Genomic DNA, 25,097 nt, shown 5'->3' on the forward strand with positions numbered 1-25,097 from the left:
TGAGGGCCTCGCCCAAGGTTACTGGCTCACCCGGACGGCGCCGTCCACCGCGTCCCGGCCGGGCGGGACCGGGACGTCACTGCCGGATGGACCAGCCCCGCTCCCGCAGCTCCGCGGTCAGCCCCGGGACCGCCTTCGGCTCGACCATCAGCTGGATGAAACCGGCCTGCTGACCGGTGGCGTGCTCGATGCGGACGTCCTCGATGTTGACCCCGGCGCGGCCGGCGTCGGCGAAGATCCGGGCCAGCTCGCCGGGCTGGTCGCCGATGTACACGGCGACGATCTCGTACGCGGCCGGGGCGGCGCCGTGCTTGCCGGGGACCCGCTCGCGGCCGGCGTTGCCGCGCCGCAGGACGTCCTCGATGCCGGTGGCGCCGCCGCCGCGCTTCTCCTCGTCGGCGGACTCCAGGGCGCGCAGGGACCGGACGGTCTCGTCCAGATCGGCGGCGATCTCGGCGAGCACGTCCGCGACCGGACCGGGGTTGGCGGAGAGGATGTCGATCCACATCGCCGGGTCGGAGGCCGCGATCCGGGTCACGTCCCGGATGCCCTGGCCGCAGAGCCGGACGGCGGTCTCGTCGGCGCCCTTGAGGCGGGCGGCGACCAGGCTGGAGAGCAGCTGGGGGGTGTGCGAGACCAGGGCGACGGCGCGGTCGTGGGCGTCCGCGTCCATCACGACCGGGACGGCCCGGCAGAGCGCGACCAGCTCCAGGGCGAGATTGAGCACCTCGGTGTCGCCGCCGGGGGCCGGGGTGAGCACCCAGGGGCGGCCCTCGAAGAGGTCGGCGGTGGCGGCCAGCGGGCCGGAGCGCTCCTTGCCGGCCATCGGGTGCGTGCCCAGGTAGGCGCTCAGGTCGCAGCCCATCGCCTCCAGCTCACGGCGCGGGCCGCCCTTGACGCTGGCCACGTCGATGTACCCGCGGGCCGCCCCGCGCCGGATGGCATCGGCAAGCGCCGACGCGACATGGGCCGGCGGCACGGCCACCACGGCCAGATCGACCGGCCCCGGGGGCTGCTCGGCGGTGCCCGCGCCGAGCGCGGCGGCGGTCAGGGCCTGGGCCTGGTCGTGGTCCTCCAGATAGACCTGCACGCCGCGCGCGCCGAGGGCGAGCGCGGCCGAGGTGCCGATCAGGCCGGTTCCGATGACGAGTGCGGTCCTCACTGCGCGATGTCCTTTCGCAGCGCCCCGGCTGCACCGAGGTAGACATGGGCGATCCCGGTCTTCGACAGCTCGGTCTCCACATGGGCGAGCACCCGCACCACGCGCTCCATGGCGCCGTCGACGTCCAGTTCCTGGGCGCAGATCAGCGGGACGTCGGTGATGCCGAGGGCGCGGGCGGCGGCGGCCGGGAAGTCGCTGTGCAGATCCGGGGTGGCCGTGAACCACACGCTGATCAGGTCGTCGGCGAGCAGTCCGTTGCGCTCCAGGATGGCGGTGAGCAGCTCACCGACCTGCTCCTGCATGTGCTCCGCGTCGTCCCGCCCCAGCTGGACGGCCCCCCGGACCGCTCGTACCGCCACGTCACTGCTCCCCTGCGTCCTCGAGCCGCGCCACACATCCGTGCGCTTCACTGCTCAGCGTAACCAGCCGCACCGACATTCCGTACGCGACGGCCGACCGCCCGGCCGGCTCCGCGCCGGACCCGGCCGGAACGCACCGGACCGGTCCCGGCCGTCCGCCGCAAACCTGGTGACATTCCCCCTCCCACCAGCGACAATCGCCGCCATGTCCGCAGCCGCCGCAGACCACGCTCTGGTCACCGAGCACACCGTCTACGCCTGTGTGATGGGCTCGCGGGCCTTCGGGCTGGCGACGGAGAGCAGTGACACCGACCGGCGCGGGGTGTATCTCGCGCCCACCCGCCTCTTCTGGGGCTTCGAGAAGCCGCCGACCCATGTGGAGGGGCCGCGCGAGGAGGAGTTCTCCTGGGAGCTGGAACGCTTCTGCCAGCTGGCGCTGCGGGCCAACCCCACCGCCCTGGAGTGCCTGCACTCCCCCTTCGTGGAGCGCATCGACGCCACCGGCCGCGAGCTGCTGTCGCTGCGCGCGGCGTTCCTCTCCCGCCAGGTCCACCGCACGTTCACGGGCTACGCCACCGGGCAGCTCAAACAGCTGCGCGCCGATCTCCGCCGGCACGGGGCGCCCCGCTGGAAGCACGCCATGCATCTGCTGCGCCTGCTGGCGAGCGCCCGCGACCTGCTGCGTACGGGCGCGCTCACGCTGGACGTCGGCGACGACCGCGCCGAACTGCTGGCGGTCCGGCGGGGCGAGGTGACCTGGGAGGCGGTCGAACGACGGATGGCCCGCCTGGCCGAGGAGGCCGACGCGGCGGTGTCCGGTTCCCCCTTGCCACCCGAACCGGACCGGGCCCGGGTGGCTGATTTCTTGTTCCGGGCTCGTCGTTCCTCGGCGATTGGTTGTCCTCCCACGTAGCCGTCTTTCCCGCCGCGGGGCTTGCTCGCCGTTGCGCGCTTTGCGGCGCCTCCCACGTACCCGTCTCTCCCGCCGCGGGTCGTCTCGCCGTTGCGCCTGCGGCGGGCTGGGTGGTTGTCGGGTGCGGTGACGGGCCTCCGGGGCCGGTTGTGTGGACTGCTGACGCTTTACGTCCACACAACCGGCCCCTCCGGCCCGTCCCCTCCCGTGAGAGGGAAAGTTTGGGCCGGTGGGGGTGCACGTAATGCCTACGTGCGCGCAGGCAACGGATTACGCCCGCCCCCAACCAGCTCTTACCTCCCACTCACGGGAGGGGCTGGACCGGAGGACGAAGTCTGGAGGGCCGGCACCGCACCCAAAACACAAACGCCCGCCGCCAGGCGCAACGGCGAGCAACAACGACGGCGGGACAGACGGGTACGTGCGAGGCGCCGCAAAGCGCGCAACGGCGAGCGAGCCCCGCGGCGCCGCAGACGGGTACGTGGGAGGACAGCCAAGCGCTAGCGGACCGGTTCGCGTCGTCGCTGGGCGTGGTCGCTGATGCGCAGGAGTACCGCCACCATCACCCAGTTCGCGACCAGCGACGAGCCTCCCTTGGCGAGGAAGGGGAGGGCCTTGCCCGTGAGGGGGATGAGGCCGGTGACGCCGCCGGAGACGACGAAGACCTGGAGCAGCAGCGCGCCGGCGAGGCCGACCGCGAGGAGTTTGCTGAACGGGTCGCGGGCGGTCAGCCCCACCCGCAGGCCGCGCTGGGCGAGCAGGACGTAGAGCATCAGGACGGCCATCACCCCGGCGAGGCCCAGTTCCTCGCCGACGGTGGTGAGGATGAAGTCGCTGTTGCCGGCGAAGCCGACCAGCTCGGGGTGGCCCTGGCCCAGCCCGGTGCCGCTGATGCCGCCGCTGCCGAAGCTGAACAGTGCCTGGGCGAGCTGGTCGGACATGAACTCCGCCCTGCCCTGTTTGGTGAACGCGCGCATCGGGTCCAGCCAGGCGGTCACCCGGCCGTGCACATGCGGTTCGAGGGAGCCGACGACAGCCGCGCCGACGACGGCCATCAGCAGACCGCACACCACCCAACTGGTGCGGCCGGTGGCCATGTAGAGCATGATCACGAAGACGCCGAAGAAGATCAGCGAGGTGCCCAGGTCCCGCTCGAAGATGAGGACCATCAGGCTGATCACCCAGATCGTGAAGATCGGGCCGAGCTGCCGCCCCGGGGGCAGCTGGACGCCCATGACGCGGCGGCCGGCCAGCGCCAGCGCGTCGCGGTTGACCGTGAGGTAGCCGGCGAAGAACACCGAGATCATGATCTTCACGAACTCGCCGGGCTGGAGCGACAGCGGCCCGAGCAGGATCCACCGCTTCGCGCCGTACATGTCCGCGCCGAAGAAGGCCGGTGCCATCAGGAGCACCAGCGCCACCGCCATCGTCAGGTAGATGTAGCGCTGCAGGATGCGGTGGTCGCGCAGCACCAGCAGGATGACGATGCAGACCGCCACCCCGATCACCGTCCACACCAGCTGCCCGCTGGCCGCCTCGGCGATCTTCGGATGGCGGGTCTGGGCGTACGTGAGGTCCAGGCGGTGCAGCAGGACCAGGCCGATCCCGGTCAGCAGCGTGGCCAGCGGCAGGATCAGCGGATCGGCGCGCGGGGCGAAGCGGCGCAGGACCAGGTGCGGGACCAGCGCCACGAAGACCATGCTGACCGCGAATCCGGGCAGCCCGCCGGGCAGCCGGCCGGTCATCGACAGGCCGGTGTACGCGTAGCCGAAGACGGCGATCGCGACGACGAGGGCGAGCAGCCGGGCCTCGGTCCTCCGGCGGTTCGGTGCCTGGGCGAGCGCCGCGAACGTCATGGTGCGTTCGGCATCGCTCTCCGGCTCCCCGGCCGCCCGGGAAGCGCTGGTCAGTCCACGCACGGGTTCCTCCGCCATCGATGGTCAGTGCCGCCGGCCGGAACCGGGTCGCACACGTCGCACACGTCGCACGCGTCGCACGTGCTGTGCGCATCGGACGTCGTGCGCAACGCGCGTCGCACATGTCGCACCCGTCGCGCACGGTTCACCGGCTCGGCAGTCGGGGAGGTAGACGAAGCAGCCGGTGGCGTGGTTGCGAGGGAAGGGAAGGTGTGTCCGATTTGGCGGGGATCCACGCCGCCCGTCCTCCCGGTACGGGGCGCTGGTCAACCCGCGCCGCACGATGCACCCCCGGCGCGCTGGCACTCCGCTTGACCGAGTGCTAACCGCGTCATAGTCTCGGCGTTGGCACTCTCCGAGGGGGAGTGCCAGACACACAGCGACGGGCAGGTCCGGCACCCGCGACGACGGATCCACCTGGTCGCCACCTCAGACAGTTAACCCCGTGAGATCTCCGAAGGGGGAGGTCGGATCGTGACGACCGCCAGCTCCAAGGTTGCCATCAAGCCGCTCGAGGACCGCATTGTGGTCCAGCCGCTCGACGCCGAGCAGACCACGGCTTCGGGCCTGGTCATTCCGGACACCGCCAAGGAGAAGCCCCAGGAGGGCGTCGTCCTGGCCGTGGGCCCGGGCCGCTTCGAGGACGGCAAGCGCGTCGAGCTCGACGTCACCGTTGGCGACGTCGTGCTTTACAGCAAGTACGGCGGCACCGAGGTGAAGTACAACAACGAGGACTACCTCGTTCTCTCGGCTCGCGACGTTCTCGCGATCGTCGAGAAGTAAGTCACCCAGATTTGCCGTGTTCTGCGCCCCTGGTTCCCGCGTCTAAACAACCCGGGGCAGGGGCGCAGTTCCGTTTGAGACAGCGGTCCCCACTGCGTGCCGAGGATCGCAATGAGAGGACTTGAAGCAACCCATGGCGAAGATCCTGAAGTTCGACGAGGACGCCCGTCGCGCCCTTGAGCGCGGCGTCAACAAGCTTGCCGACACGGTCAAGGTGACGATCGGCCCCAAGGGCCGCAACGTCGTCATCGACAAGAAGTTCGGCGCCCCGACCATCACCAACGACGGTGTCACCATCGCCCGTGAGGTCGAGGTCGACGACCCGTACGAGAACCTGGGCGCCCAGCTCGTCAAGGAGGTGGCGACCAAGACCAACGACATCGCGGGTGACGGCACCACCACCGCCACCGTGCTGGCCCAGGCGCTGGTCCGCGAGGGCCTCCGCAACGTCGCCGCGGGTGCTTCCCCGGCCGCCCTGAAGAAGGGCATCGACGCCGCCGTCAAGGCCGTGTCCGAGGAGCTCCTCGCGACCGCCCGGCCGATCGACGACAAGACCGACATCGCCGCCGTGGCCGGCCTGTCCGCCCAGGACAAGCAGGTCGGCGAGCTCATCGCCGAGGCGATGGACAAGGTCGGCAAGGACGGTGTGATCACCGTCGAGGAGTCCAACACCTTCGGCCTGGAGCTCGACTTCACCGAGGGCATGGCCTTCGACAAGGGCTACCTCTCGCCGTACATGGTCACCGACCAGGAGCGTATGGAGGCCGTCCTCGAGGACCCGTACATCCTGATCCACCAGGGCAAGATCGCCTCGATCCAGGACCTGCTGCCGCTGCTGGAGAAGGTCATCCAGGCGGGTGGCTCCAAGCCGCTGCTGATCATCGCCGAGGACGTCGAGGGCGAGGCCCTGTCGACCCTGGTCGTCAACAAGATCCGCGGCACCTTCAACGCGGTGGCCGTCAAGGCCCCCGGCTTCGGTGACCGCCGCAAGGCGATGCTCGGCGACATGGCCACCCTCACCGGTGCCACCGTCATCGCCGAGGAGGTCGGCCTCAAGCTCGACCAGGCCGGTCTGGACGTGCTGGGCACCGCCCGCCGCGTGACCGTCACCAAGGACGACACCACCATCGTCGACGGCGGCGGCAAGGCCGAGGACGTCGCCGGCCGCGTCGCCCAGATCAAGGCCGAGATCGACACCACCGACTCCGACTGGGACCGCGAGAAGCTCCAGGAGCGCCTCGCCAAGCTCGCCGGCGGCGTGTGCGTCATCCGTGTGGGCGCGGCCACCGAGGTCGAGCTCAAGGAGAAGAAGCACCGTCTGGAGGACGCCATCTCCGCGACCCGCGCCGCGGTCGAGGAGGGCATCGTCTCCGGTGGTGGCTCCGCCCTGGTCCACGCCGCCAAGGTGCTGGACGGCTCCCTCGGCAAGGAGGGCGACGAGGCCACCGGTGTCGCCGTCGTCCGCCGCGCCGTCGTCGAGCCGCTGCGCTGGATCGCGGAGAACGCCGGCCTCGAGGGCTACGTCATCACCGCCAAGGTCGCCGAGCAGGACAAGGGCCAGGGCTTCAACGCCGCCACCGGCGAGTACGGCGACCTGGTCAAGGCCGGCGTCATCGACCCGGTGAAGGTCACCCGCTCCGCCCTGGAGAACGCCGCCTCCATCGCCTCGCTGCTCCTGACGACCGAGACCCTGGTCGTCGAGAAGCCCGCCGAGGAGGAGCCCGCCGAGGCCGGCCACGGCCACGGCCACGCGCACTGACGCGTCCTACGGGCCGGGGGCGGCGCCCTGCCGCCGCCCCTCGCTGACCCGACGAACCCGGTCCCGCCTCGGCGGGGCCGGGTTCTGGGTTTTCGCGCTGTTGTTTCCCCGCCGCCTACCTGTGTCGTTGTTTCCCCGCCGCCCACCCCCCTTCGGGGGGTGGGCGGGTCAGGTGGCGACCCGCGGGCGGGGGAGCGGGGCACCCGCCCGGGGAGGGCAGGGGCCGGCGACCGCCCCGGGTGGTCCGAGGGGTCGGGTCAGGGGGGCGGGTCGAGGCAGGTCGTGTGGTCGGGCTGGGGCAGGCCGCGTGGTCAGGTCGAGTGGTCGGGCCGGGGCAGACCGCGTGGTCAGGTCGCGTGGTCAGGCCGGCTCACGCCGAGTGGTGCAGGTGCTCCGCGTGGACCGGGTCGGTGAACGGGAGGCCGCGGGCGTAGCGTTCGAGGGCGTCGAGGGCGTGGTCGGCCAGGCGGTGGAGTTCGGTGCCGAGGGAGCCGGCGACGTGCGGGGTGAGCAGCACGTTCGGCAGGTCGTACAACGGCGAGCCGGGGGGCGGGAGTTCGGGCTCGGTGACGTCCAGGACCGCGTTGAGGCGGCCGGTGAGCAGTTCGGGCAGCAGGGCCGTCTCGTCGACGAGGGAGCCGCGGGCGGTGTTGATCAGGGTCGTCCCGTCGGGCATCAGGGCCAGTTCCCGGGCGCCGAGCATATGACGGGTCGCGGGCAGCTGCGGGGCGTGCACGGTGACGACGTCGCTGTCCGCGCACAACGTGCCCAGCGGTACGGAACGGGCCCCCATACGGGCGGCCTCGGCGGCGTCGACGTACGGGTCGTGCAGCAGCACCCGCAGGTCGAAGGGGTGCAGCAGTTCGATGACGCGGCGTCCGATGCGGGAGGCGCCGATGACACCGACGGTGCGGTGGTAGTTGCCGGCGCCGGCGAGTTCCTGCTGCCAGTCGTGCGGGCCGCGCAGGGTGCGGTAACGGTGCGCGGAGTGCAGGACGCGCTTGTTGGCGAGCAGGATCGCGGCGAGCGTGTACTCGGCGACCGGCAGTGCGTTGGCGGCGGCGGCCGAGGTGACCGCGAGGCCGCGTTCCCAGCAGGCATCGGTGATGTGGTGTTTGACCGAGCCGGCGGCGTGGATGACCGCGCGTAGGCGGGGCGCGGCGTCCAGCACGCGCGCGGTGAGCGGCGGCGCGCCCCAGCAGGTGAGCAGGACCTCGGCGTCGGCGAGGGCGGCGGCGACCGCCGGGGACGGGTCGGCCAGCTCGTGTGCGACGAGGCCGGGGTCGGTGCGGGCGAGCGCCGCGAGGCGGGTGCGGTGGCGGGCGTCGAGCAGCCGGTCGGCGATGCCGGGGCCCATCGACAGCAGCAACGCGGGCCGGACGGAGGGCATTTCCGCAGGTCCGGCTGGATTGTCAGTGGTGGGGTGCATAGTGATGAACGGTGCTCCTTCGCGGTCGCCCGTCGTGGCCCGTCACTTGCCGCTGCCGGCGGTGAGGCCGGCCTTCCAGTGTCGCTGGAGGGCGATGAAGGCGACGATCAGCGGGATGACGGCGAGGCGCGAACCGGTGACGACGAGGGCGGCCAGCAGGGTGAGTGCGGCGGTGGCGGAGGCGGTGGCGGTTCTGCTCCAACTGGGGCTCATGGCAAGGCTCCTGGATGGACGGCCTGACAGGTGAGAGGGAAGCGCGCGTGATGGCGGCGATCCTTGGGCCGGCCATGAGTGAAGTCAAGAGCGAACGATTGAATGATCGAAAAACGCACAAACTATGCGCGCGCGACGGCTTCCGCGCCCGCCGCGCCGCAGGAGGCCCGTACCCGAAGCCGGGGCAGCAGGGCCAGATGCCGCCGCGGCCCCGGCGCCGTCGCCACCCCCAGCCCCATCCGCTCCAGCAGCAACTCCGCGGCCAGCCGGCCCACTTCCCGCTTCGGCGGGGCCACCGCCGTGAGCGGGGTGTCCGCCAGCGCGGCCACCTCGTCGTCGTAGGCGATCAGCGCCAGATCCCCCGGCACCCGCATGCCCAGCTCACCCAGCCGCTGCACCATCTGGATGGCCCCCACGTCGTTGTGCACCAGCGCCGCCGTCACCCGCCCCGCGCGCACCGCCGTCCACAGTGCCTGCACCCCGCGCTCGAACCCCACCGGGTCGCCGTCGGCCGGCGCGTCCACCACCGGATGCGGCAGCTCCAGGCCCAGCGCGCGCAGCGCCCGGTCGTACCCGGCCCGCACCGCCAGCGCCGTCGGGCTGTCCGTCCGCGCCACCAGGAGGGGCGCCCCGTGCCCCTGCGCCACCAGGTGCCGCAGCGCCAGCAGCACCCCGTGCGCATGGTCCGAGCACACCCGGTCCAGGCCGGCCAGCGGGCTGCCGAGCTCCGCCTCGCGCTCCAACAGCACGGCGGGAACCGGGAGTTCACCCATCCAGCCGCCGTGCTCGGCCGGGTCGCGGCGGCCGCGCCAACCGGGGGCGATCAGCAGGCCCTCGGCGCCGGCCGCCAGCAGCCCCTCGGCCCGGGCCCGGTCCTCCTCGGGCCGGTAGTCGGAGATCCGCAGGATCAGCCGGGCCCCGGCCCGCGCCGCCGCCTCGTGCGCACCGTGGATGACCTCGGCGAAGTAGTACGTGGCGGACGGCGCCAGCAGGCCGAGCACGGGAGCGCTGTCCGCACCGGTGGCCCCCGCCTCGCCGGTGCGCCGCCGGGGCCAGGACACCGAGCCGTGCGCCCGGTCGACCAGTCCCTTGCGGGTCAGCGTCTCGACGTCCCGGCGTACGGTCACCGGTGACACCCCGAGCCGTTCGGCGAGGTCGGTGACCCGGGCCGTGCCGTGCTCCCGCACCAGGGTCAGCAGGCGTTCATGGCGTTGCATCGCACTTTCGCGCACGGCGGCATTCCCCTCGCGTAGGACGGCCCGGGCGGCCCGATGGCGGCCGAGCCTAAATGAGCGGGTCGACGGCCAGCCAGCCTCAAGTGATCGATCGCAAGATAAACCGATCGTTCGATCTCTTTCCCTTCGTGTTCCCTTGACGAGCGATCGGTCAGCGCAGAAGGATTCCGCTCGCACGGCCGCCGCCCGCCACCTCGCCCCAGGGGACGCCATGCCCGAGCCCGCCCGCGCGCCCGCCGACCGCCGCCCGTGCCCCTTCCCCCTCCCGCCCGAGGACCGTGGCCGCAGCCCGTACACCGGCTGGACCCGCGCCCACTGGGAGGCGACGGCCGACGGCCTGCTGCACGCCGCCGCCCGCCACGCCTCGCCGCAGTACGCCCTGATCTCCCTCCCGGGCCCCCGCCCCAGCTCCTCCGGCCCCCGCTCGGACGGCCTCGAAGGCTTCGCCCGCACCTTCCTGCTCGCCGCCCTCCGCGTCGCCGGCAACAACGGCCACGACCCCCACGCCCACCTCACCCGCTACGCCGAAGGCCTGACCGCGGGAACCCAACACCCCACCACCACACCCGAATTGACCACAACGGACCCCGACTCCTGGCCCTCCATCAACACCACCCGCCAGGCCCGCGTCGAAGCCGCCTCACTCGCCCTCGGCCTGCGACTGACCCGTCCCTGGCTCTGGGACACCCTCGGCGACGCGGTACGCAGCCGCCTCGCCGACTGGCTGCTGCCCGCCCTCGGCCCGTCCCCCGTCGACAACAACTGGTGGCTCTTCGGACTCACCGTCGGCGGCTTCCTCCGCGACGCCGGCATCGAGACGGCACGCGCACAAACGGCCATCGACCGCGCGCTCACCCGTATCGAGGACTGGTACCGCGGCGACGGCTGGTACTCCGACGGCGACAACCGCGCCTTCGACCACTACAACGCCTGGGCGCTGCACTTCTACCCGGTCCTGCACGCCCACCTCAGTGGCGACCACCCCCTGCTCGCCCACTACGGCGCGCGCCTGCGCGCCCAACTGGACGACTACACCCGCCTCTTCGACACCAACGGCGCCCCGCTCCCGTTCGGCCGTTCGCTCACCTACCGTTTCGCCGCCACCGCCGCCCCCTGGCTCGGCGCCCTCACCGGCCACACCCCGCTCACCCCGGGCGCCACCCGCCGCCTCGCCTCCGGAACCCTCCGACACTTCCTCGACCGCGGCGCGGTCACCACGGACGGCCTGCTGCCGCTCGGCTGGTACGGGCCGTACGAGCCGATGCTCCAGAGCTACTCCGGCCCGGGCTCCCCCTACTGGGCGGCCAAGGCTTTCGTCGGCCTGCTGCTCCCCGCCACCCACCCCGCCTGGACCGCCCGCGAGGAACCCCTGCCCGCCGAAACCACGGACACCATCCGCCCCCTCGGCCGCACCGGTCTACTCCTGCACTCCACCGCCTCCGACGGCTTGGTCCGCGTCCACAACCACGGCAGCAACGCCACCCCCGACGACCCCTACTACGCCCGCTTCGCCTACTCCACCCGTACCGGCCCGACCGCCGACGGCGACAACCACTTCGCGCTGCTCCTCGACGGCCGCCCCACCACCCGCGGCCCCGCGCATCCCCACGCCACCGGCCCGGACTGGGCGTCCTCCACCCACACCCCGCGGCACGCCGACGGCACGCCCCTCACCGGCATCCGGGTCCTCTCCACGACCCTCGTGCACGGCCGCGCCGAACTCCGCGCCCACCTCGTCACCGGCGCCGCCCCCGGCACCCGCGTCCGCCAGACCGGCTGGGCCACCACCCCCGACGGCCCCACCGCCCAACTCCACCCCCTGCACGGTTACGACGACACCCCGCGCCGCGCCCCTACGGGCAGCACCCTGATGGGCCCCCACACCCACACCTCCACCCTGGAGGGCACCATCACCACACGCCCCGAGGGCACCCTCTTCGCAGCCCTCGCCTCCCTGACCAGCGACCCGGCCCCCGCCCCACCGAGCACTCTGGCCACGACCCGCCTCGTCGGCGACACCCTCCACATCACGTGGCACGACGGCACGGAGTCCGCGCTTGCGTTTTAGCGCCCACGTACCCGTCTGTCCCGCCGCGGGGCGCTGCGCTTTGCGGCGCCGCCCACGTACCTGTCTGCGGCGCCAGCTTCACCGCGCCCATCAGGGCCTTGTAGCGCGGGTCGGGGATGGACAGGGACTTGCCGCGCATGAGGTCCTTCATCGCCGCGTCGACCAGATTGTCGGCGTCCAGCCACATCCAGCCGGGGATGTTGTCCGTGCCCATCCCGGCCCGCTGGTGGAACTCGGTCCGTACGAAGCCGGGGCACAGCGCCATCAGGCGCACCCCGCTGCCCGCCAGGTCGCGCGCCGCGCCCTGCGTGAACTGCACCACCCACGCCTTGCTCGCGCCGTACGTGCCGCGCGGCACGAACGCGGCCACCGACGCCACATTGACCACCGCGCCGCGCCGCCGGTCCCGCATCCCGCGCACGCCGGCGGTGGTGAGTCGCAACACCGCCTCGCAGTGCACCTTCAGCATCGTCAGCTCGTCGGCCATCGAGACTTCGAGGTACTCGCCCTTGTTGCCGAACCCGGCGTTGTTCACCAGCAGATCCACCGGGTGTTTGGCGTCCGAGAGCCGCGCCTCGACCGCCGCGATGCCGTCGTCCGTCGACAGGTCGGCGCTGAGCACCTCCGCTTCGATGCCGTGCCGGTCGTGCAACTCGGTGGCCTGCTCGCGCAGTCGCTTCTCGTCGCGGGCCACCAGCACCACGCTGTGGCCGTCGCTCGCCAGCCGCCGGGCGAAGGCCGCGCCGATGCCCGCCGTCGCTCCCGTGATCAATGCAGTCGTCATACCGGCACGCTATCCGCCCGGAGCGCGCCACCGGAGCCCCAACCCCCGCCCGCGGCAGGTCCCGTCGCCCCGGCCCGGCCCGCGGGCCTCATGCGTGCTCCAGATACTTCGCCACCTGCCGCCGGGTCTCCTCCGGGAGCGCCTCGCCCGCGTCCAGCAGTCGCGGCAGCAGTTCCCGTCGGCCGGTCAGCGCCCGGAACACCATCCGGACGGTCACCTCGTGGTCCGGGCGGTGCTCCCGTCGGACCGGGTCCCCGGCGCGGATCCGGCCCGGCTCGATCACCCGCAGGTACGCGCCGGGCACCGCGGCCCCGATGAACCGCTTCATCCAGCCGGGCTCCCCCATCCGCCCCTGGAACGTACGGCAGGGGACCCGCGGCGCCGACACCTCCAGCAGGACGTGCCGGCCGATCCGCCAGCGTTCGCCGATGCGGGCGTGGGTGACCTCGACGCCCCAGGTGGTGAGGTTCTCGCCGAAGGTCCCGTTGGGCAGCGCGCGGCCCAGCTCGTGCTGCCAGACGTCCAGGTCCTCGCGGGCGTACGCGTAGACGGCCTTGTCGTCGCCGCCGTGGTGGCGCCGGTCGACCACCGCGTCACCGGTCAGCCCGCTGCCCCCGACGCCCCTGGGCCCGGGGGAGCGGACCGTCACCGGGCCGTCCACGGGCCGTTTGAAGATGCCCGTGCCGGCCGCGACGGCGGCGTGCGCGGACGGGGTGCGGTGTCCCAGGTTCACGGTCAGCAGCTTCATGCGGAGCTCCGATGCCCGGTCGTGGCGGCAGGATGCGGCCCCCATACATCAGGGTGACCGCTTTACGCCCCGGCACGCCCCTCAGCACGGCGTACGGGGGAAGGCGCCGGAAGCTCGGGGCGCGCGGAGAGCGTGACGATCCCCGCCCGTGCCTCCACGCGTGCGCCCGGTGCCTCAAAGCAGCCAACCGGTTTTTCCTGATCGACCCAAGACGCGCTTATGCTCGAAACATGATCGAGGCCCGTCATCTCCGCGTGCTGCGCGCCGTCGCCAGGACCGGCTCGTTCTCCGGTGCGGCGCGGGAGCTGGGCTGCACCCAGCCGGCCATCAGCCAGCAGATGAAGGCGCTGGAGCAGTCCGCCGGGACCCCGCTGCTGGTCCGGGCGGGCCGCGAGATGCGGCTGACGCAGGCCGGCGAGGCACTCGTACGGCATGCGGTCGGCATCCTGGCCGGGCTGACCGCCGCCGAGGAGGAGGTCGCGGCCATCGCCGGCCTCCGGGCCGGGCGGGTGCGGCTGGTGTCGTTCCCCTCGGGCAGTTCGACGCTGGTGCCGACCGCCCTGGCGAAGATGCGCGCCGCCCACCCCGGCACCCGGGTCTCGCTGGTGGAGGCCGAGCCGCCGCGCTCGATCGAGATGCTGCGCAACGGCGACTGCGAGATCGCGCTGGCGTTCCGTTTCCCGGAGGTGCGCGGGGCGGACCCGGCGGCCGGTGCGGAGTGGGACGACCTCGTGGTGCGGCCGATCCTGGCGGACCGGCTGATCGGCCTGGTCCCGGACGGCCACCGGCTGGCGAGGGCCGGCCGTGCGCGCTTCACGGATCTGGCCGACGAGCCGTGGATCGCGGGCTGCCCGCGCTGCCGCCGTCATCTGGTGGAGGTCTGCGAGAGCGCGGGCTTCACGCCGCGCATCGATTTCGCGACGGACGACTACCCGGCCGTGATCGGTCTGGTCGGGGCGGGACTGGGGGTCGCCGCGCTGCCCGAGCTGACACTGGCGTCGGTACGTCCCAAGGGAGCCACCGCGATCCGGATGGATCCCGCCGTGCACCGGGAGATCGTCGCGCTCACGCTGCCGGACCTGGCGCAGGTCCCGGCCGTCGAGGCCATGCTCGACCAGCTGGTGGACGCCGCGGGCCGCTGACCGACGCGGCACGAAAGCGGAAGGACACCGGCAGGCGGGCACGCCCGCCGGATCCACGGGTGAGCACTCCGAACCGTGGGCACCCCACACGTTCTCCGCACGGCACGCTCCACGCGCGGCACGCTCCACGCACGCCGAAAGCGCGGGCCGCCCTCCGCGTCCCCGCGCACAAAAACCCACCCCCCCCCCCCCCCCCCCCCCCCCCCCCCCCCCCCGGCCCCCCCCCCCCCCCCCCCGCCCCACCCCGCACCGCCACCCCGAACCCGTTCCCCGACCGCCCCGCCGCATCGCAGGCACGGTTCCGCCGCCGCACGAACGACCCCTTGCCGTCCCCTGCAGCCCTTTGCAGGAACGTTTCTTCCCGAGCTCCGCGTCCTTCTTCCTCAGTGGCCGGGCGCCCCCGGCCGGCCCGTCATCGAACTCGCGGGGACGAGGCGGTGACGGGCCCGGCCCATCAGTTCTTCGCGCTCGTCCTCGGTCAGGCCGCCCCACACCCCGTAGGGCTCACGGACGGCCAGCGCATGCGCCGCGCACTCGGCCCGCACGGGGCAGCGCATACAGACCTCTTTTGCCGATGTCTCACGCGCGCTGCGGGCCGCTCCGCGCTCACCCTCGGGGTGGAAGAAGAGTGAGCTGTCCACGCCGCGGCAGGCGGCCAGCAGCTGCCAGTCCCAAAGATCTGCGTTCGGGCCCGGGAGGCGGGAGAAATCTGCCATTGCTTGTCCCCTCGAAGCGATGCGGATTCGGGCTCGGTGCTCACGACCGTACATCTACTGTCGAAGTAGATGTAAATATGACTCATTGCGAATCTAGTCATAGTCAACGCGAAAATGGAAGAAAGGGAGCCAAATAGGGCATAGGGTGCACGCGCGGATGCCGGTCGCCCGATGAGTCGTCTGCGTATCCGGCTCCTCACGGAGCGTGCTGAACTCGGTCGCCGAAGCCGTAACTCTTTCGGGTGACCGTCGTTGAGTGTGCGGAGGCGATTGGCAGAGGTAGCCCTCGGGCAGGTGTCCGAGGCGGCCGTCAATCGCACAGGTGACGATACGTACCAGCCTGGAGGCTCAAGGTGACGCGCATCAGCTGCGGAGGGCGGTCATGACATCCGTCCTCGTCTGCGACGACTCCCCGCTTGCCCGAGAGGCGCTCCGTCGGGCGGTTGCGACCGTGCCCGGCGTCGAGCGTGTGACGACCGCGGCCAACGGCGAGGAAGTCCTCCGCCGCTGGGGTGCCGATCGCTCGGATCTGATTCTGATGGACGTACGGATGCCCGGGCTCGGCGGTGTCGAGACCGTGCGCCGGCTGCTGTCCGCGGACCCGGGCGCCCGGATCATCATGCTCACGGTGGCCGAGGATCTCGACGGCGTCGCGCTCGCGGTCGCCGCCGGTGCCCGCGGCTATCTGCACAAGGACGCCTCGCGCGCCGAGCTGCGGGCGACGGTGACCCAGGCGCTCGCCGACCCGACGTGGCGGCTCGCCCCGCGCCGGCTGCGGTCCGCCGAGATGGGTGCCGCGCCGACGCTCACCGCGCGTGAGATCCAGGTGCTGGAGGGCATGAGTCACGGCCGTTCGAACGCCGAGATCGGCCGCGAGCTCTTCCTGTCGGAAGACACGGTCAAGACGCACGCCCGGCGACTGTTCAAGAAACTGGGCGCCTCCGACCGGGCCCATGCGGTGGCGCTCGGCTTCCGCTGGGGACTGGTCCGCTAAGGCGTCGTGACGTGCAGCGATGCGGGGGAATGAAGATCCCCGCCCGCCCTGTGGCGGGCGGGGCGGCATGGTGCCCCGCATGTCCCGATCGGCGACGGCGGTCCGATTCGCCGCGCGGTGCCGCATCCTTGAGGTATGGAGTTCCTCGGGGACGGGCCGCTCGGGCACGAGGGGAGGGCGCGGGAGATGACAGCCGGCGCACCTGCCGCTCATAACGCTTCAGTGCACAACTACGGACCTGGTGCCGCGGACCGTGCGGCGCCAAGGCACCATGGACCGATGCGCGACGACGGGAAGCAGGAGATCGGCGATCTCGTCGCACGCGCCGTCGAGGGGGACCAGCGGGCCACTCACGACCTCCTGGCCCATGTGCACCCCCTCGCCCTGCGCTACTGCCGCACCCGGCTGTCCCGGCTGCCCGGCGACGCCCGGCACTTCGTCGAGGACCTTGCGCAGGAGGTGTGTGTCGCGGTGCTCTGCGCGCTGCCGCGCTACCGCGACACCGGCAAGCCCTTCGAGGCGTTCGTCTTCGCCATCGCCGGCCACAAGGTCGCCGATCTGCAGCGGGCCGCGATGCGCCACCCGGGCAGCACGGCCGTGCCGTCCGACGAGATGCCCGAGCAGCCGGACGACTCCCTCGGTCCCGAGGAGCGGGCGCTGCTGAGCAGCGATGCCGAGTGGGCCAAGAAGCTGCTGGCGAACCTTCCGGAGAACCAGCGCGAGCTGGTGCTGCTGCGGGTCGCGGTCGGGCTGACGGCCGAGGAGACCGGGCAGATGCTGGGGATGTCGCCCGGTGCCGTACGGGTCGCCCAGCACCGCGCGCTGAGCCGGCTGCGGGCGCTCGCCGAGCAGTAGCCCTGGGGTGACGCGAAGTCGCCGTAGGAAAGCACAAGTGACGAGGCCCTCATCGCTCGTGGAATGGGCCACCCCCGTAGGCCGTTAGCATGGGAGTCCGCGCTGAGGCAAGAGCATTGGGGAAGGTGTCATGAGTGACAACGTCGACGGTATGCCCGCCAAATTCGCCATGCTCGGGCTGACATACGACGACGTGCTGCTGTTGCCCGGCGCGTCGGAGGTCCTGCCCAATGCGGTGAGCACCGCCTCCCGGGTCTCGCGCAACGTCACGGTGAACATCCCGCTGCTCTCCGCCGCGATGGACAAGGTCACCGAGGCGCGGATGGCCATCGCGATGGCCAGGCAGGGCGGCGCGGGCGTGCTCCACCGCAATCTCTCCATCGAGGACCAGGCCAACCAGGTCGACCTGGTCAAGCGCTCCGAGTCGGGCATGGTCACCGACCCGATCACGGTCCGTCCGGACGCCGACCTCGCCGAGGCCGACGCGCTGTGCGCCAAGTTCCGCATCAGCGGTGTGCCGGTCACCGACGCCGCGGGCAAGCTGCTGGGCATCGTGACCAACCGCGACATGGCCTTCGAGATGGACCGCCGCCGGCAGGTCCGCGAGGTCATGACCCCGATGCCGCTGGTCACCGGCAAGGTCGGGATCTCCGGCGACGACGCCATCGAGCTGCTGCGCCGCCACAAGATCGAGAAACTGCCGCTGGTCGACGATGAGGGCGTGCTCAAGGGCCTGATCACGGTCAAGGACTTCGTCAAGGCGGAGAAGTACCCGAACGCCGCCAAGGACGCCGAGGGCCGGCTGGTCGTCGGTGCCGCGGTCGGCGTCGGCGACGCGGCCTACGAGCGGGCGCAGGCGCTGGTCGAGGCCGGTGCCGACTTCCTCGTCGTGGACAGCGCGCACGGCCACAGCCGCGGCATCCTCGACATGATCGCCAAGATCAAGTCCAACATCAGCGTCGACGTGGTCGGCGGCAACGTCGCCACCCGTGACGGCGCCCAGGCCCTGATCGACGCCGGCGCGGACGGCATCAAGGTCGGCGTCGGCCCCGGCTCCATCTGCACGACCCGGGTCGTCGCCGGTGTCGGCGTGCCGCAGGTCACCGCGATCTACGAGGCGGCGCAGGCCGCGAACGCCGCGGGCGTCCCGCTGATCGGCGACGGCGGCCTGCAGTTCTCCGGCGACATCGCCAAGGCCATCGCGGCCGGTGCGGACACCGTCATGCTGGGCTCGCTGCTGGCCGGCTGCGAGGAGTCGCCGGGCGAGATGGTCTTCATCAACGGCAAGCAGTTCAAGTCGTACCGCGGCATGGGCTCGCTGGGCGCGATGCAGTCCCGCGGCCAGGCCCGCTCCTTCTCCAAGGACCGCTACTTCCAGGACAACGTCCTCTCCGAGGACAAGCTGGTGCCCGAGGGCATCGAGGGCCAGGTCCCCTACCGCGGCCCGCTCGCCTCGGTCGCCCACCAGCTCGTCGGCGGTCTGCGCGCCTCCATGGGCTACGTCGGCTCCGCCGACATCCCCGAGCTCAAGGAGAAGGGCCGGTTCGTCCGGATCACCGCCGCGGGCCTGAAGGAGAGCCACCCGCACGACGTCCAGATGATCACCGAGGCGCCGAACTACGCCCGGCGCTGACGCCTCCAGGTAGCCCCGGGCCCCGTAGGCCCCTACCGTGAGCCCGCGGCCGCACCCCGGCCGCGGGCTCCGGTGCGTCGGGGATACTGGAGACGCAGACGTAGAAGGAAAGGCCACACACGTGACTGAGATCGAGATCGGGCGCGGCAAGCGCGGCCGCCGGGCATACGCATTCGACGACATCGCCGTCGTACCCAGTCGCCGCACCCGCGACCCGAAGGAGGTCTCGATCGCCTGGCAGATCGACGCCTACCGCTTCGAGCTGCCGTTCCTGGCGGCCCCCATGGACTCGGTGGTCTCCCCGCAGACCGCGATCCGCATCGGTGAGCTGGGCGGCCTGGGCGTCCTCAACCTCGAAGGGCTGTGGACCCGCTACGAGGACCCGGAGCCGCTGCTCGCCGAGATCGCCGAGCTGGACGAGGCCGACGCGACCCGCCGGCTCCAGGAGATCTACGCGGCCCCGATCAAGGAAGAGCTGATCGGCCAGCGGATCAAGGAGGTGCGCGACGCGGGCGTGGTCACCGCCGCGGCGCTGTCGCCGCAGCGCACCGCGCAGTTCTCCAAGGCCGTCGTGGACGCCGGCGTGGACATCTTCGTCATCCGCGGCACGACGGTGTCGGCGGAGCACGTGTCCAGCGCCGCCGAACCGCTGAACCTCAAGCAGTTCATCTACGAGCTGGACGTCCCGGTGATCGTCGGCGGCTGCGCCACGTACACCGCGGCCCTGCACCTGATGCGTACCGGCGCGGCGGGCGTGCTGGTCGGCTTCGGCGGCGGCGCCGCGCACACCACCCGTAACGTCCTGGGCATCCAGGTCCCGATGGCGACCGCGGTCGCCGATGTCGCGGCCGCCCGCCGGGACTACATGGACGAGTCCGGCGGCCGCTACGTCCACGTCATCGCCGACGGCGGCGTGGGCTGGTCCGGCGACCTGCCCAAGGCGATCGCCTGCGGCGCGGACTCGGTGATGATGGGCTCGCCGCTCGCCCGTGCGACCGACGCGCCGGGCCGCGGCCACCACTGGGGCATGGAGGCGGTTCACGAGGACGTGCCGCGCGGCAAGCGGATGGACCTGGGTGCGGTCGGCACGACCGAGGAGATCCTCCTCGGCCCCTCCCACACCCCGGACGGTTCGATGAACTTCTTCGGCGCGCTGCGCCGGGCGATGGCGACCACCGGCTACTCGGAGCTGAAGGAATTCCAGCGCGTCGAGGTCACGGTCGCGCCGCGGCGGTAGGCCGTGCGGTAGTCCGTAGGGCACGTACGAAGGGCCGGTCATCCTGTGGGTGACCGGCCCTTTCGCGTGCCCAACGGCGCTGATGGGGGCGTGTTTTGAGAGGGGAGGGGCGCGTGGTTGCGTTCAGGGCGAGGGTGGGCTGAACGGGTGTAGCAGGGCGGTAGTGTCCCTGTTCGGCGACCCGCTCTCTGGGACGCCCCCTTCCAAGGAGCACGTGTCCGGACCCGTTGGCCCGGGGCCCGGCCCGGAGCTCCAGTGGACCGCCCAGCCGGGTTGATGGGCGGCGTCATGGAAGGGGGCGTGCCCATGGGCCGTCACCGCAAGCCCACCCGCTGGGATCACATTCGGCTTCGGCTGGTGCAGTTCCGGAGGAGGTGGATCTTGCGGATTTACGGCCGGTGAGCGGCCGCCCCTATGAGCGCTAGGGGCGGACACCCGTAAACCGGCTAGGAGCCTGCCGCAGTACCCGCTGCGGTGGGCTCCACCTGCTTCCGTAAGGTACCCGCGCTGCGCGCCCGGTGCCACCAGCTTCGGAGTCCGGGCCACCCCGCGCGCCCCCTTCACAGCCGATGCGCCGCCCCCGTGGGCGTGGCGCCCCGGGTGTCCAGCAGCAGTTGGGCCTTCACCGACAGGCCCTGCAGGTCGTAGGTGCGGTGGTGCTGGAGGAGGAGGGTCAGGTCGGCGGCGGAGGCGGCGTCGTAGAGGGAGTCGGCGCGGGGGACGGGGCGGCCGTGGACGGTCCAGTGGGGGACGTGCGGGTCGTGGTAGGTGACGTGGGCGCCGAGTTCGCGGAGGCGGGCGGCGATTTCCCAGGCGGGGGAGCCGGTCTGGTCGGCGACGTCCGGTTTGTAGGTGACGCCGAGCAGGAGGATGCGGGCGCCGCGCGCGGACTTGCCGTGTTCGTTGAGGAGGGTGGCGCAGCGCTGGATGACGTAGTGCGGCATCCGGCCGTTGACCTCCTGGGCGAGTTCGACCATGCGGAGGGGGAGGGAATGGGCGCCCCCGCCAAGGGAGTTGGGGTCCACCGCGGGGGCGTGGCCGCCCACGCCGGGGCCGGGGCGGAAGGACTGGAAGCCGAACGGTTTGGTCTCGGCGCAGCGGATGACGTCCCACAGGTCGACGCCGATGTCGTGGCAGAAGACCGCCATCTCGTTCATCAGGGCGATGTTGACGTGGCGGTAGTTCGTTTCGAGGAGCTTGGCGGTCTCCGCCTCGCGGGGGCCGCGGGCGCGGACGACCTTGTCGGTGAGGCGGCCGTAGAAGGCGGCGGCGGCCTCCGTGCAGGCGGGGGTGAGGCCGCCGATGACCTTGGGCGTGTTGGCGTAGTGGTGGGTGCGGTTGCCGGGGTCGTGGCGGCCGGGTGAGTACGCGAGGTGGAAGTCGCGGCCGGCGGTGAGGCCGGAGCCCGCTTCGAGCAGGGGGCGGAGGAATTCCTCGGTGGCGCCCGGGTACGCGCTGGATTCCAGGATCACCGTGGTGTGCGGCCGTAGTTGTGCGGCCAGGGTCCGGGCGGCACCGGCGACCGCGGAGAGGTCCAGGGCGCGGTCCTCGCCGAGCGGCGTGGGGGCGCAGATGACCGCGGTGCGGACCCGGCCGAGGGCGGTGGGGTCGGCGGTGGTGCGGAAGCCGGCGGCGAGCAGCCGGCGGAGTTCGGTGGCGGTGAGCGGGCCGTCGGTGGCGGCGTGCGGGTCGGGGTCGTAGCCGAGGGTGCCGATGCCGGCGGTGGTGGCGGCCTGGGCGAGGGGGAGGCCGAGGTGACCGAGTCCGATGACGGCGAGATCTGCGGGCATGCTGCGACCGTCCTTCCCGAGCGGAGGGGGTGGCGGGTGGTGTGCGGGGGCGGGAAGTGCCTGACGTATGCGAAGAGTGCATAAGTAGACTAAGCGGATATTTGGCCCAGAATGGGGATTGATGGATCAAGGTGGCCGGGGTGTTGCCGTGTGGGTGAGGGGGGATAGCGGCAAGGAGCGCGGTCAGAATCGACGGACGGGGCAGGGCCCCGGTCACGGTGGCCCCGACCACAGCGGGAGGCAGCGGTGAGGACAGCGATACTGGGACCGGCACAGCGGGCCGAGGCGCTCGCCCGAATGGCGGAGCGGGAGCTGGACGTTCTCGTGGTCGGGGGCGGGGTCGTCGGCGCGGGGACCGCGCTCGACGCGGCGACCCGCGGACTGGACACCGGACTGGTCGAGTCCCGGGACTGGGCCTCCGGTACGTCCAGCCGGTCGAGCAAGCTGATCCACGGCGGTCTGCGGTATCTGGAGATGCTGGACTTCGCGCTGGTCCGGGAGGCGCTGAAGGAGCGCGGGCTGCTGCTGGAGCGGCTGGCGCCGCATCTGGTCAAGCCGGTGCCGTTCCTCTATCCGTTGCAGCACAAGTTCTGGGAGCGCTGGTACGCGGGCTCCGGTGTGGCGCTCTACGACGGGATGTCGGTGTCGTCGGGGCACGGCCGCGGACTGCCGGTCCACCGTCACCTGTCGCACAAGAAGGCGCTGCGGGTCGCGCCGTGCCTGAAGAAGGACGCGCTGGTCGGTGCGCTCCAGTACTACGACGCGCAGATGGACGACGCCCGTTACGTGGCGACCCTGGTGCGGACCGCCGCGGCGTACCGCGCGCACGTCGCCAACCGGGCGCGGGTGGTGGGCTTCCTGCGCGAGGGCGAGCGGGTGGTCGGCGCGCGGGTGCAGGACGTCGAGGGCGGCCGGGAGTACGAGGTCCGGGCGCGGCAGATCGTCAACGCCACGGGCGTGTGGACGGACGACACCCAGGCGCTGATCGGGGAGCGCGGGCAGTTCCACGTGCGGGCCTCGAAGGGGATCCACCTGGTCGTTCCCAAGGACCGCATCCACTCGACGACCGGGCTGATCCTGCGGACCGAGAAGAGCGTGCTGTTCGTCATCCCCTGGGGGCGGCACTGGATCGTGGGCACCACGGACACCGACTGGGACCTGGACAAGGCGCATCCGGCGGCGTCCAGCGCGGACATCGACTATCTGCTGGAGCATGTGAACGAGGTCCTCGCCACCCCGCTGACCAGGGACGACGTCGAGGGTGTCTATGCCGGGCTGCGGCCGCTGCTGGCGGGGGAGTCGGACGCCACCAGCAAGCTGTCGCGGGAGCACACGGTCGCGCATCCGGTGCCGGGCCTGGTGGTGGTCGCCGGCGGCAAGTACACGACGTACCGGGTGATGGCCAAGGACGCCGTGGACGAGGCGGTGCACGGGCTGGACCAGAGGGTCGCGGAGTGCGTGACCGAGGAGGTGCCGCTGGTCGGGGCCGAGGGCTACAAGGCGCTGTGGAACGCCAGGGCCCGGATCGCGGCCCGCACCGGGCTGCACGTGGCGCGGATCGAGCACCTGCTGAACCGCTACGGCGCGCTCACCGAGGAGCTGCTGGAGCTCGTGGTGGGCGATCCTTCCCTGGGCGAACCGCTGACCGGCGCGGACGACTATCTGCGCGCCGAGGCGGTCTACGCCTGCACGCACGAGGGGGCGCGCCACCTCGACGACGTGCTGACCCGCCGGACCCGGATCTCGATCGAGACCTTCGACCGCGGGACCCGCTGCGCCCGCGAGGTCGCCGAGCTGATGGCGCCGGCGCTCGGCTGGGACGGCGACCAGGTCGAGAAGGAGATCACGCACTACCGGAAGCGGGTCGAGGCGGAACGCGAATCGCAGCGCCAGCCGGACGATCTGACGGCGGATGCGGCGCGGCTGGGGGCACCGGACATCGTGCCGCTGTAGGCGCCGGGTGCCCGGCTCCGGTTTCGGGCCGTGGGTCCGTTACCTCCGGGCGCAGAACTCGGCGCTCAGCACCGCCGTGGTCTCGGCCGGGTCCGGCCGGTCGTCCGTGTTCACGCGGTAGCTGACGACGTGTCGCCCGCCGACGGTGCCCGCGGCCTGGGCGAAGGATCCGTTGATGTCGCCGTTGTGGCCCCAGACCGTGACCCCGCAGGGCAGCCGGGTCGCGTAGAGGCCGAGGCCGTAGGCGCCGCCGGTGTTCTTCTCGCTGCGTATGGCGGCCATCTGGCGCGGCGGCAGGAACTTCCCGCCGAGCAGGGCGGCGAAGAACCGGTTGAGGTCGCCCAGGGTGGTGACCATCTCGCCGGCCGCGCCGGCCCGGCTGGGGTCCAGCGAGGTGGCGTCCACCCGCCGGTCGCCGATCCGGGAGTACGCGCGGCCGTGCGGCGCCGGCAGCACCGGGTCGGTACCGGGGAACGAGGTCTGGCCGAGCCCGGCCGGGCGGAGGATGCGGCGGCGGATCTCGGTGGCGTACGGGTGGCCGGTGACCGCCCGGATGATCAGGCCGAGCACCAGGTAGTTGGTGTTGGAGTAGGCGAAGGGGGCGCCTCCCATGCCTTCAGGGCCACGGGGGCGCGCTCCTGGGGCGGCCACCGGCGGGTGGTCGAGGGCGATCCGCAGGAGGGCGGCCGGGGTGTGGCTGTCGTAGCGGTGGGGGCCGAAGCCGGGGCCGGAGAGCTGGCCGGCGAGCCGCGGGTCCTCGGTGTAGTTGAACAGGCCGCTCGTGTGGTCGAGCAGTTGGCGGACCGTCACCTTCCGCAGGTCGGCGCCGCCGTGCCGGCCCGTGACCGGTGTGCCCGGCGGGAGGTGGGCGGCCGCCGGATCGCTCAGGCGCAGCCGCCGCTCGGCGACGAGCTGCAGGATCACCGTCGCCACCAGGGGCTTGGTGAGGCTGCCGGCCCGGAAGTGGTCCGCCGCGGTCATCCTGCGCCGGCTGCGCAGATCGGCGTAGCCGGCCGTGGAGAAGCGCGGGGCGGGGAACCGGCCGGCGCGGGTGATGAGCGAGGCCGCGCCCGGCGCGCCGTCCGCGACCAGCCGGCGCAGGGCGGGCACCGTGGTGGCCGGCGGCCGCGCGAGGGTTCCCACAGGTGGCACACGGGTGGTGGCCGGCCGGCCCGCGCAGGCCGGTAGGGCCAGTGCGGCCGCTGCGGCCAGCGCCGCCGCCACGGCCGGCCCGGGCGGACGCATCGTCATCGGGACTCCCGTTCGTCGGGGCCATCATGACGGGTACGCGGTGCCGTCCGGCACCGACCCGGGCCTTCCGCACGGCCGCGGATGAGGGAGAATGAAGGCTCTGCCAGGGTGGGTTGTCCGAGTTGGGTCAGTTTGGCGATCGATGCGATGTCAAGGC

Annotated in this window: 20 protein-coding genes and 1 pseudogene; 10 read left to right on the forward strand and 11 right to left on the reverse strand. The window is 72.3% G+C overall.

Features of this window, described 5'->3' with window-relative positions; all coding sequences use genetic code 11:
- Positions 1-76: 76 nt before the first annotated feature.
- Together V2J85_RS26725 and aroH are read right to left on the reverse strand one after the other, a co-directional pair.
- Positions 77-1,162: a prephenate dehydrogenase gene (locus V2J85_RS26725; RefSeq protein WP_330822989.1), complete on the reverse strand. Its 1,086-nt coding sequence runs from the start codon at positions 1,160-1,162 to the stop codon at positions 77-79.
- Positions 1,159-1,521, reverse strand: a complete 363-nt coding sequence (aroH, locus tag V2J85_RS26730; protein ID WP_330822991.1) for a chorismate mutase — start codon at positions 1,519-1,521, stop codon at positions 1,159-1,161. The genes V2J85_RS26725 and aroH overlap by 4 nt, the downstream gene beginning before the upstream one ends.
- Before the next feature lie 205 nt (positions 1,522-1,726).
- On the opposite strand from aroH, the gene V2J85_RS26735 reads away from it, so the two are divergent.
- Entirely contained in the window at positions 1,727-2,434 is a 708-nt protein-coding gene (locus V2J85_RS26735) for a nucleotidyltransferase domain-containing protein (protein WP_261952280.1), read from the forward strand.
- A gap of 500 nt (positions 2,435-2,934) precedes the next feature.
- Here V2J85_RS26735 and V2J85_RS26740 read toward each other — a convergent pair whose 3' ends face one another.
- Positions 2,935-4,290, reverse strand: coding sequence for an FtsW/RodA/SpoVE family cell cycle protein (locus V2J85_RS26740; RefSeq protein ID WP_261957569.1), 1,356 nt, complete (start codon positions 4,288-4,290; stop codon positions 2,935-2,937).
- A gap of 534 nt (positions 4,291-4,824) precedes the next feature.
- Here V2J85_RS26740 and groES point away from each other — a divergent pair.
- Both groES and groL read left to right on the forward strand, forming a co-directional pair.
- Positions 4,825-5,133: a co-chaperone GroES gene (groES, locus tag V2J85_RS26745; RefSeq protein WP_261957073.1), complete on the forward strand. Its 309-nt coding sequence runs from the start codon at positions 4,825-4,827 to the stop codon at positions 5,131-5,133.
- A gap of 133 nt (positions 5,134-5,266) precedes the next feature.
- Complete coding sequence (gene groL / locus V2J85_RS26750; RefSeq protein WP_261957570.1) at positions 5,267-6,892, forward strand: chaperonin GroEL; 1,626 nt, start codon at positions 5,267-5,269, stop codon at positions 6,890-6,892.
- Between the two features lie 370 nt (positions 6,893-7,262).
- Here the strand turns inward: groL and V2J85_RS26755 are convergent, their stop codons facing one another.
- The 3 genes and pseudogenes from V2J85_RS26755 to V2J85_RS26765 form a co-directional block, all read right to left on the reverse strand.
- On the reverse strand, positions 7,263-8,321 hold the full coding sequence (locus tag V2J85_RS26755) for a hydroxyacid dehydrogenase (protein WP_419836839.1): 1,059 nt from the start codon (positions 8,319-8,321) through the stop codon (positions 7,263-7,265).
- Between the two features lie 42 nt (positions 8,322-8,363).
- A pseudogene (locus V2J85_RS26760) lies at positions 8,364-8,468 on the reverse strand (carbohydrate ABC transporter permease); the annotation flags it as partial.
- A 188-nt stretch (positions 8,469-8,656) separates the two neighbouring features.
- Entirely contained in the window at positions 8,657-9,766 is a 1,110-nt protein-coding gene (locus tag V2J85_RS26765; RefSeq protein WP_261957074.1) for a LacI family DNA-binding transcriptional regulator, read from the reverse strand.
- Between the two features lie 214 nt (positions 9,767-9,980).
- Between V2J85_RS26765 and V2J85_RS26770 the strand changes: the two genes are divergently transcribed.
- Complete coding sequence (locus tag V2J85_RS26770; RefSeq protein WP_330822993.1) at positions 9,981-11,837, forward strand: DUF2264 domain-containing protein; 1,857 nt, start codon at positions 9,981-9,983, stop codon at positions 11,835-11,837.
- On the opposite strand, the gene V2J85_RS26775 is transcribed toward V2J85_RS26770, so the two are convergent.
- Together V2J85_RS26775 and V2J85_RS26780 are read right to left on the reverse strand one after the other, a co-directional pair.
- Positions 11,797-12,621 (reverse strand): SDR family NAD(P)-dependent oxidoreductase, encoded by an 825-nt coding sequence (locus V2J85_RS26775; protein WP_330822994.1) that lies wholly within the window; start codon positions 12,619-12,621, stop codon positions 11,797-11,799. The genes V2J85_RS26770 and V2J85_RS26775 overlap by 41 nt on opposite strands.
- An 88-nt stretch (positions 12,622-12,709) precedes the next feature.
- Positions 12,710-13,369: an MOSC domain-containing protein gene (locus tag V2J85_RS26780; protein ID WP_330822995.1), complete on the reverse strand. Its 660-nt coding sequence runs from the start codon at positions 13,367-13,369 to the stop codon at positions 12,710-12,712.
- 230 nt (positions 13,370-13,599) lie between these two features.
- Here V2J85_RS26780 and V2J85_RS26785 point away from each other — a divergent pair, with 230 nt between their 5' ends.
- Positions 13,600-14,511, forward strand: a complete 912-nt coding sequence (locus V2J85_RS26785) for a LysR family transcriptional regulator (protein WP_261957078.1) — start codon at positions 13,600-13,602, stop codon at positions 14,509-14,511.
- A 383-nt stretch (positions 14,512-14,894) separates the two neighbouring features.
- Here V2J85_RS26785 and V2J85_RS26790 read toward each other — a convergent pair whose 3' ends face one another.
- Complete coding sequence (locus tag V2J85_RS26790) at positions 14,895-15,227, reverse strand: WhiB family transcriptional regulator (RefSeq protein WP_261957079.1); 333 nt, start codon at positions 15,225-15,227, stop codon at positions 14,895-14,897.
- Positions 15,228-15,609: 382 nt separating this feature from the next.
- Here V2J85_RS26790 and V2J85_RS26795 point away from each other — a divergent pair, with 382 nt between their 5' ends.
- The 4 genes from V2J85_RS26795 (at position 15,610) to V2J85_RS26810 (ending at position 19,946) form a co-directional block, all read left to right on the forward strand.
- Positions 15,610-16,221 carry a response regulator transcription factor gene (locus V2J85_RS26795; RefSeq protein ID WP_003948568.1) on the forward strand — a complete coding sequence of 204 codons (612 nt, stop codon included), beginning with the start codon at positions 15,610-15,612 and terminating at the stop codon, positions 16,219-16,221.
- A gap of 279 nt (positions 16,222-16,500) precedes the next feature.
- The gene (locus V2J85_RS26800) at positions 16,501-17,076 is read left to right on the forward strand and encodes a sigma-70 family RNA polymerase sigma factor (RefSeq protein WP_018090849.1); all 576 of its coding nucleotides are present in this window, start codon (positions 16,501-16,503) and stop codon (positions 17,074-17,076) included.
- Between the two features lie 130 nt (positions 17,077-17,206).
- Entirely contained in the window at positions 17,207-18,709 is a 1,503-nt protein-coding gene (gene guaB, locus V2J85_RS26805; protein WP_261957080.1) for an IMP dehydrogenase, read from the forward strand.
- Positions 18,710-18,830: 121 nt separating this feature from the next.
- On the forward strand, positions 18,831-19,946 hold the full coding sequence (locus V2J85_RS26810) for a GuaB3 family IMP dehydrogenase-related protein (protein ID WP_261957081.1): 1,116 nt from the start codon (positions 18,831-18,833) through the stop codon (positions 19,944-19,946).
- Positions 19,947-20,506: 560 nt separating this feature from the next.
- On the opposite strand, the gene V2J85_RS26815 is transcribed toward V2J85_RS26810, so the two are convergent.
- Positions 20,507-21,736 carry a nucleotide sugar dehydrogenase gene (locus V2J85_RS26815; RefSeq protein WP_261957082.1) on the reverse strand — a complete coding sequence of 410 codons (1,230 nt, stop codon included), beginning with the start codon at positions 21,734-21,736 and terminating at the stop codon, positions 20,507-20,509.
- 246 nt (positions 21,737-21,982) lie between these two features.
- Here V2J85_RS26815 and V2J85_RS26820 point away from each other — a divergent pair, with 246 nt between their 5' ends.
- Positions 21,983-23,689, forward strand: coding sequence for a glycerol-3-phosphate dehydrogenase/oxidase (locus V2J85_RS26820; RefSeq protein WP_261950826.1), 1,707 nt, complete (start codon positions 21,983-21,985; stop codon positions 23,687-23,689).
- 39 nt (positions 23,690-23,728) lie between these two features.
- On the opposite strand, the gene V2J85_RS26825 is transcribed toward V2J85_RS26820, so the two are convergent.
- The gene (locus V2J85_RS26825) at positions 23,729-24,940 is read right to left on the reverse strand and encodes a serine hydrolase domain-containing protein (protein WP_261950827.1); all 1,212 of its coding nucleotides are present in this window, start codon (positions 24,938-24,940) and stop codon (positions 23,729-23,731) included.
- Between the last annotated feature and the right edge of the window lie 157 nt (positions 24,941-25,097).

Source organism: Streptomyces bugieae, from assembly GCF_036352915.1.
GTDB lineage: Bacteria > Actinomycetota > Actinomycetes > Streptomycetales > Streptomycetaceae > Streptomyces > Streptomyces endophytica.

Excerpts from the sequence above, each read along its gene's own strand:
- V2J85_RS26735 (WP_261952280.1), top strand. The coding sequence starts at position 1,727 with ATGTCCGCAGCCGCCGCAGACCACGCTCTGGTCACCGAGCACACCGTC.
- V2J85_RS26740 (WP_261957569.1), bottom strand. The coding sequence starts at position 4,290 with ATGACGTTCGCGGCGCTCGCCCAGGCACCGAACCGCCGGAGGACCGAG.
- groL (WP_261957570.1), top strand. The coding sequence starts at position 5,267 with ATGGCGAAGATCCTGAAGTTCGACGAGGACGCCCGTCGCGCCCTTGAG.
- V2J85_RS26755 (WP_419836839.1), bottom strand. The coding sequence starts at position 8,321 with ATGCACCCCACCACTGACAATCCAGCCGGACCTGCGGAAATGCCCTCC.
- V2J85_RS26770 (WP_330822993.1), top strand. The coding sequence starts at position 9,981 with ATGCCCGAGCCCGCCCGCGCGCCCGCCGACCGCCGCCCGTGCCCCTTC.
- V2J85_RS26775 (WP_330822994.1), bottom strand. The coding sequence starts at position 12,621 with ATGACGACTGCATTGATCACGGGAGCGACGGCGGGCATCGGCGCGGCC.
- V2J85_RS26780 (WP_330822995.1), bottom strand. The coding sequence starts at position 13,369 with ATGAAGCTGCTGACCGTGAACCTGGGACACCGCACCCCGTCCGCGCAC.
- V2J85_RS26785 (WP_261957078.1), top strand. The coding sequence starts at position 13,600 with ATGATCGAGGCCCGTCATCTCCGCGTGCTGCGCGCCGTCGCCAGGACC.
- V2J85_RS26790 (WP_261957079.1), bottom strand. The coding sequence starts at position 15,227 with ATGGCAGATTTCTCCCGCCTCCCGGGCCCGAACGCAGATCTTTGGGAC.
- V2J85_RS26795 (WP_003948568.1), top strand. The coding sequence starts at position 15,610 with ATGACATCCGTCCTCGTCTGCGACGACTCCCCGCTTGCCCGAGAGGCG.
- V2J85_RS26800 (WP_018090849.1), top strand. The coding sequence starts at position 16,501 with ATGCGCGACGACGGGAAGCAGGAGATCGGCGATCTCGTCGCACGCGCC.
- guaB (WP_261957080.1), top strand. The coding sequence starts at position 17,207 with ATGAGTGACAACGTCGACGGTATGCCCGCCAAATTCGCCATGCTCGGG.
- V2J85_RS26815 (WP_261957082.1), bottom strand. The coding sequence starts at position 21,736 with ATGCCCGCAGATCTCGCCGTCATCGGACTCGGTCACCTCGGCCTCCCC.
- V2J85_RS26825 (WP_261950827.1), bottom strand. The coding sequence starts at position 24,940 with ATGACGATGCGTCCGCCCGGGCCGGCCGTGGCGGCGGCGCTGGCCGCA.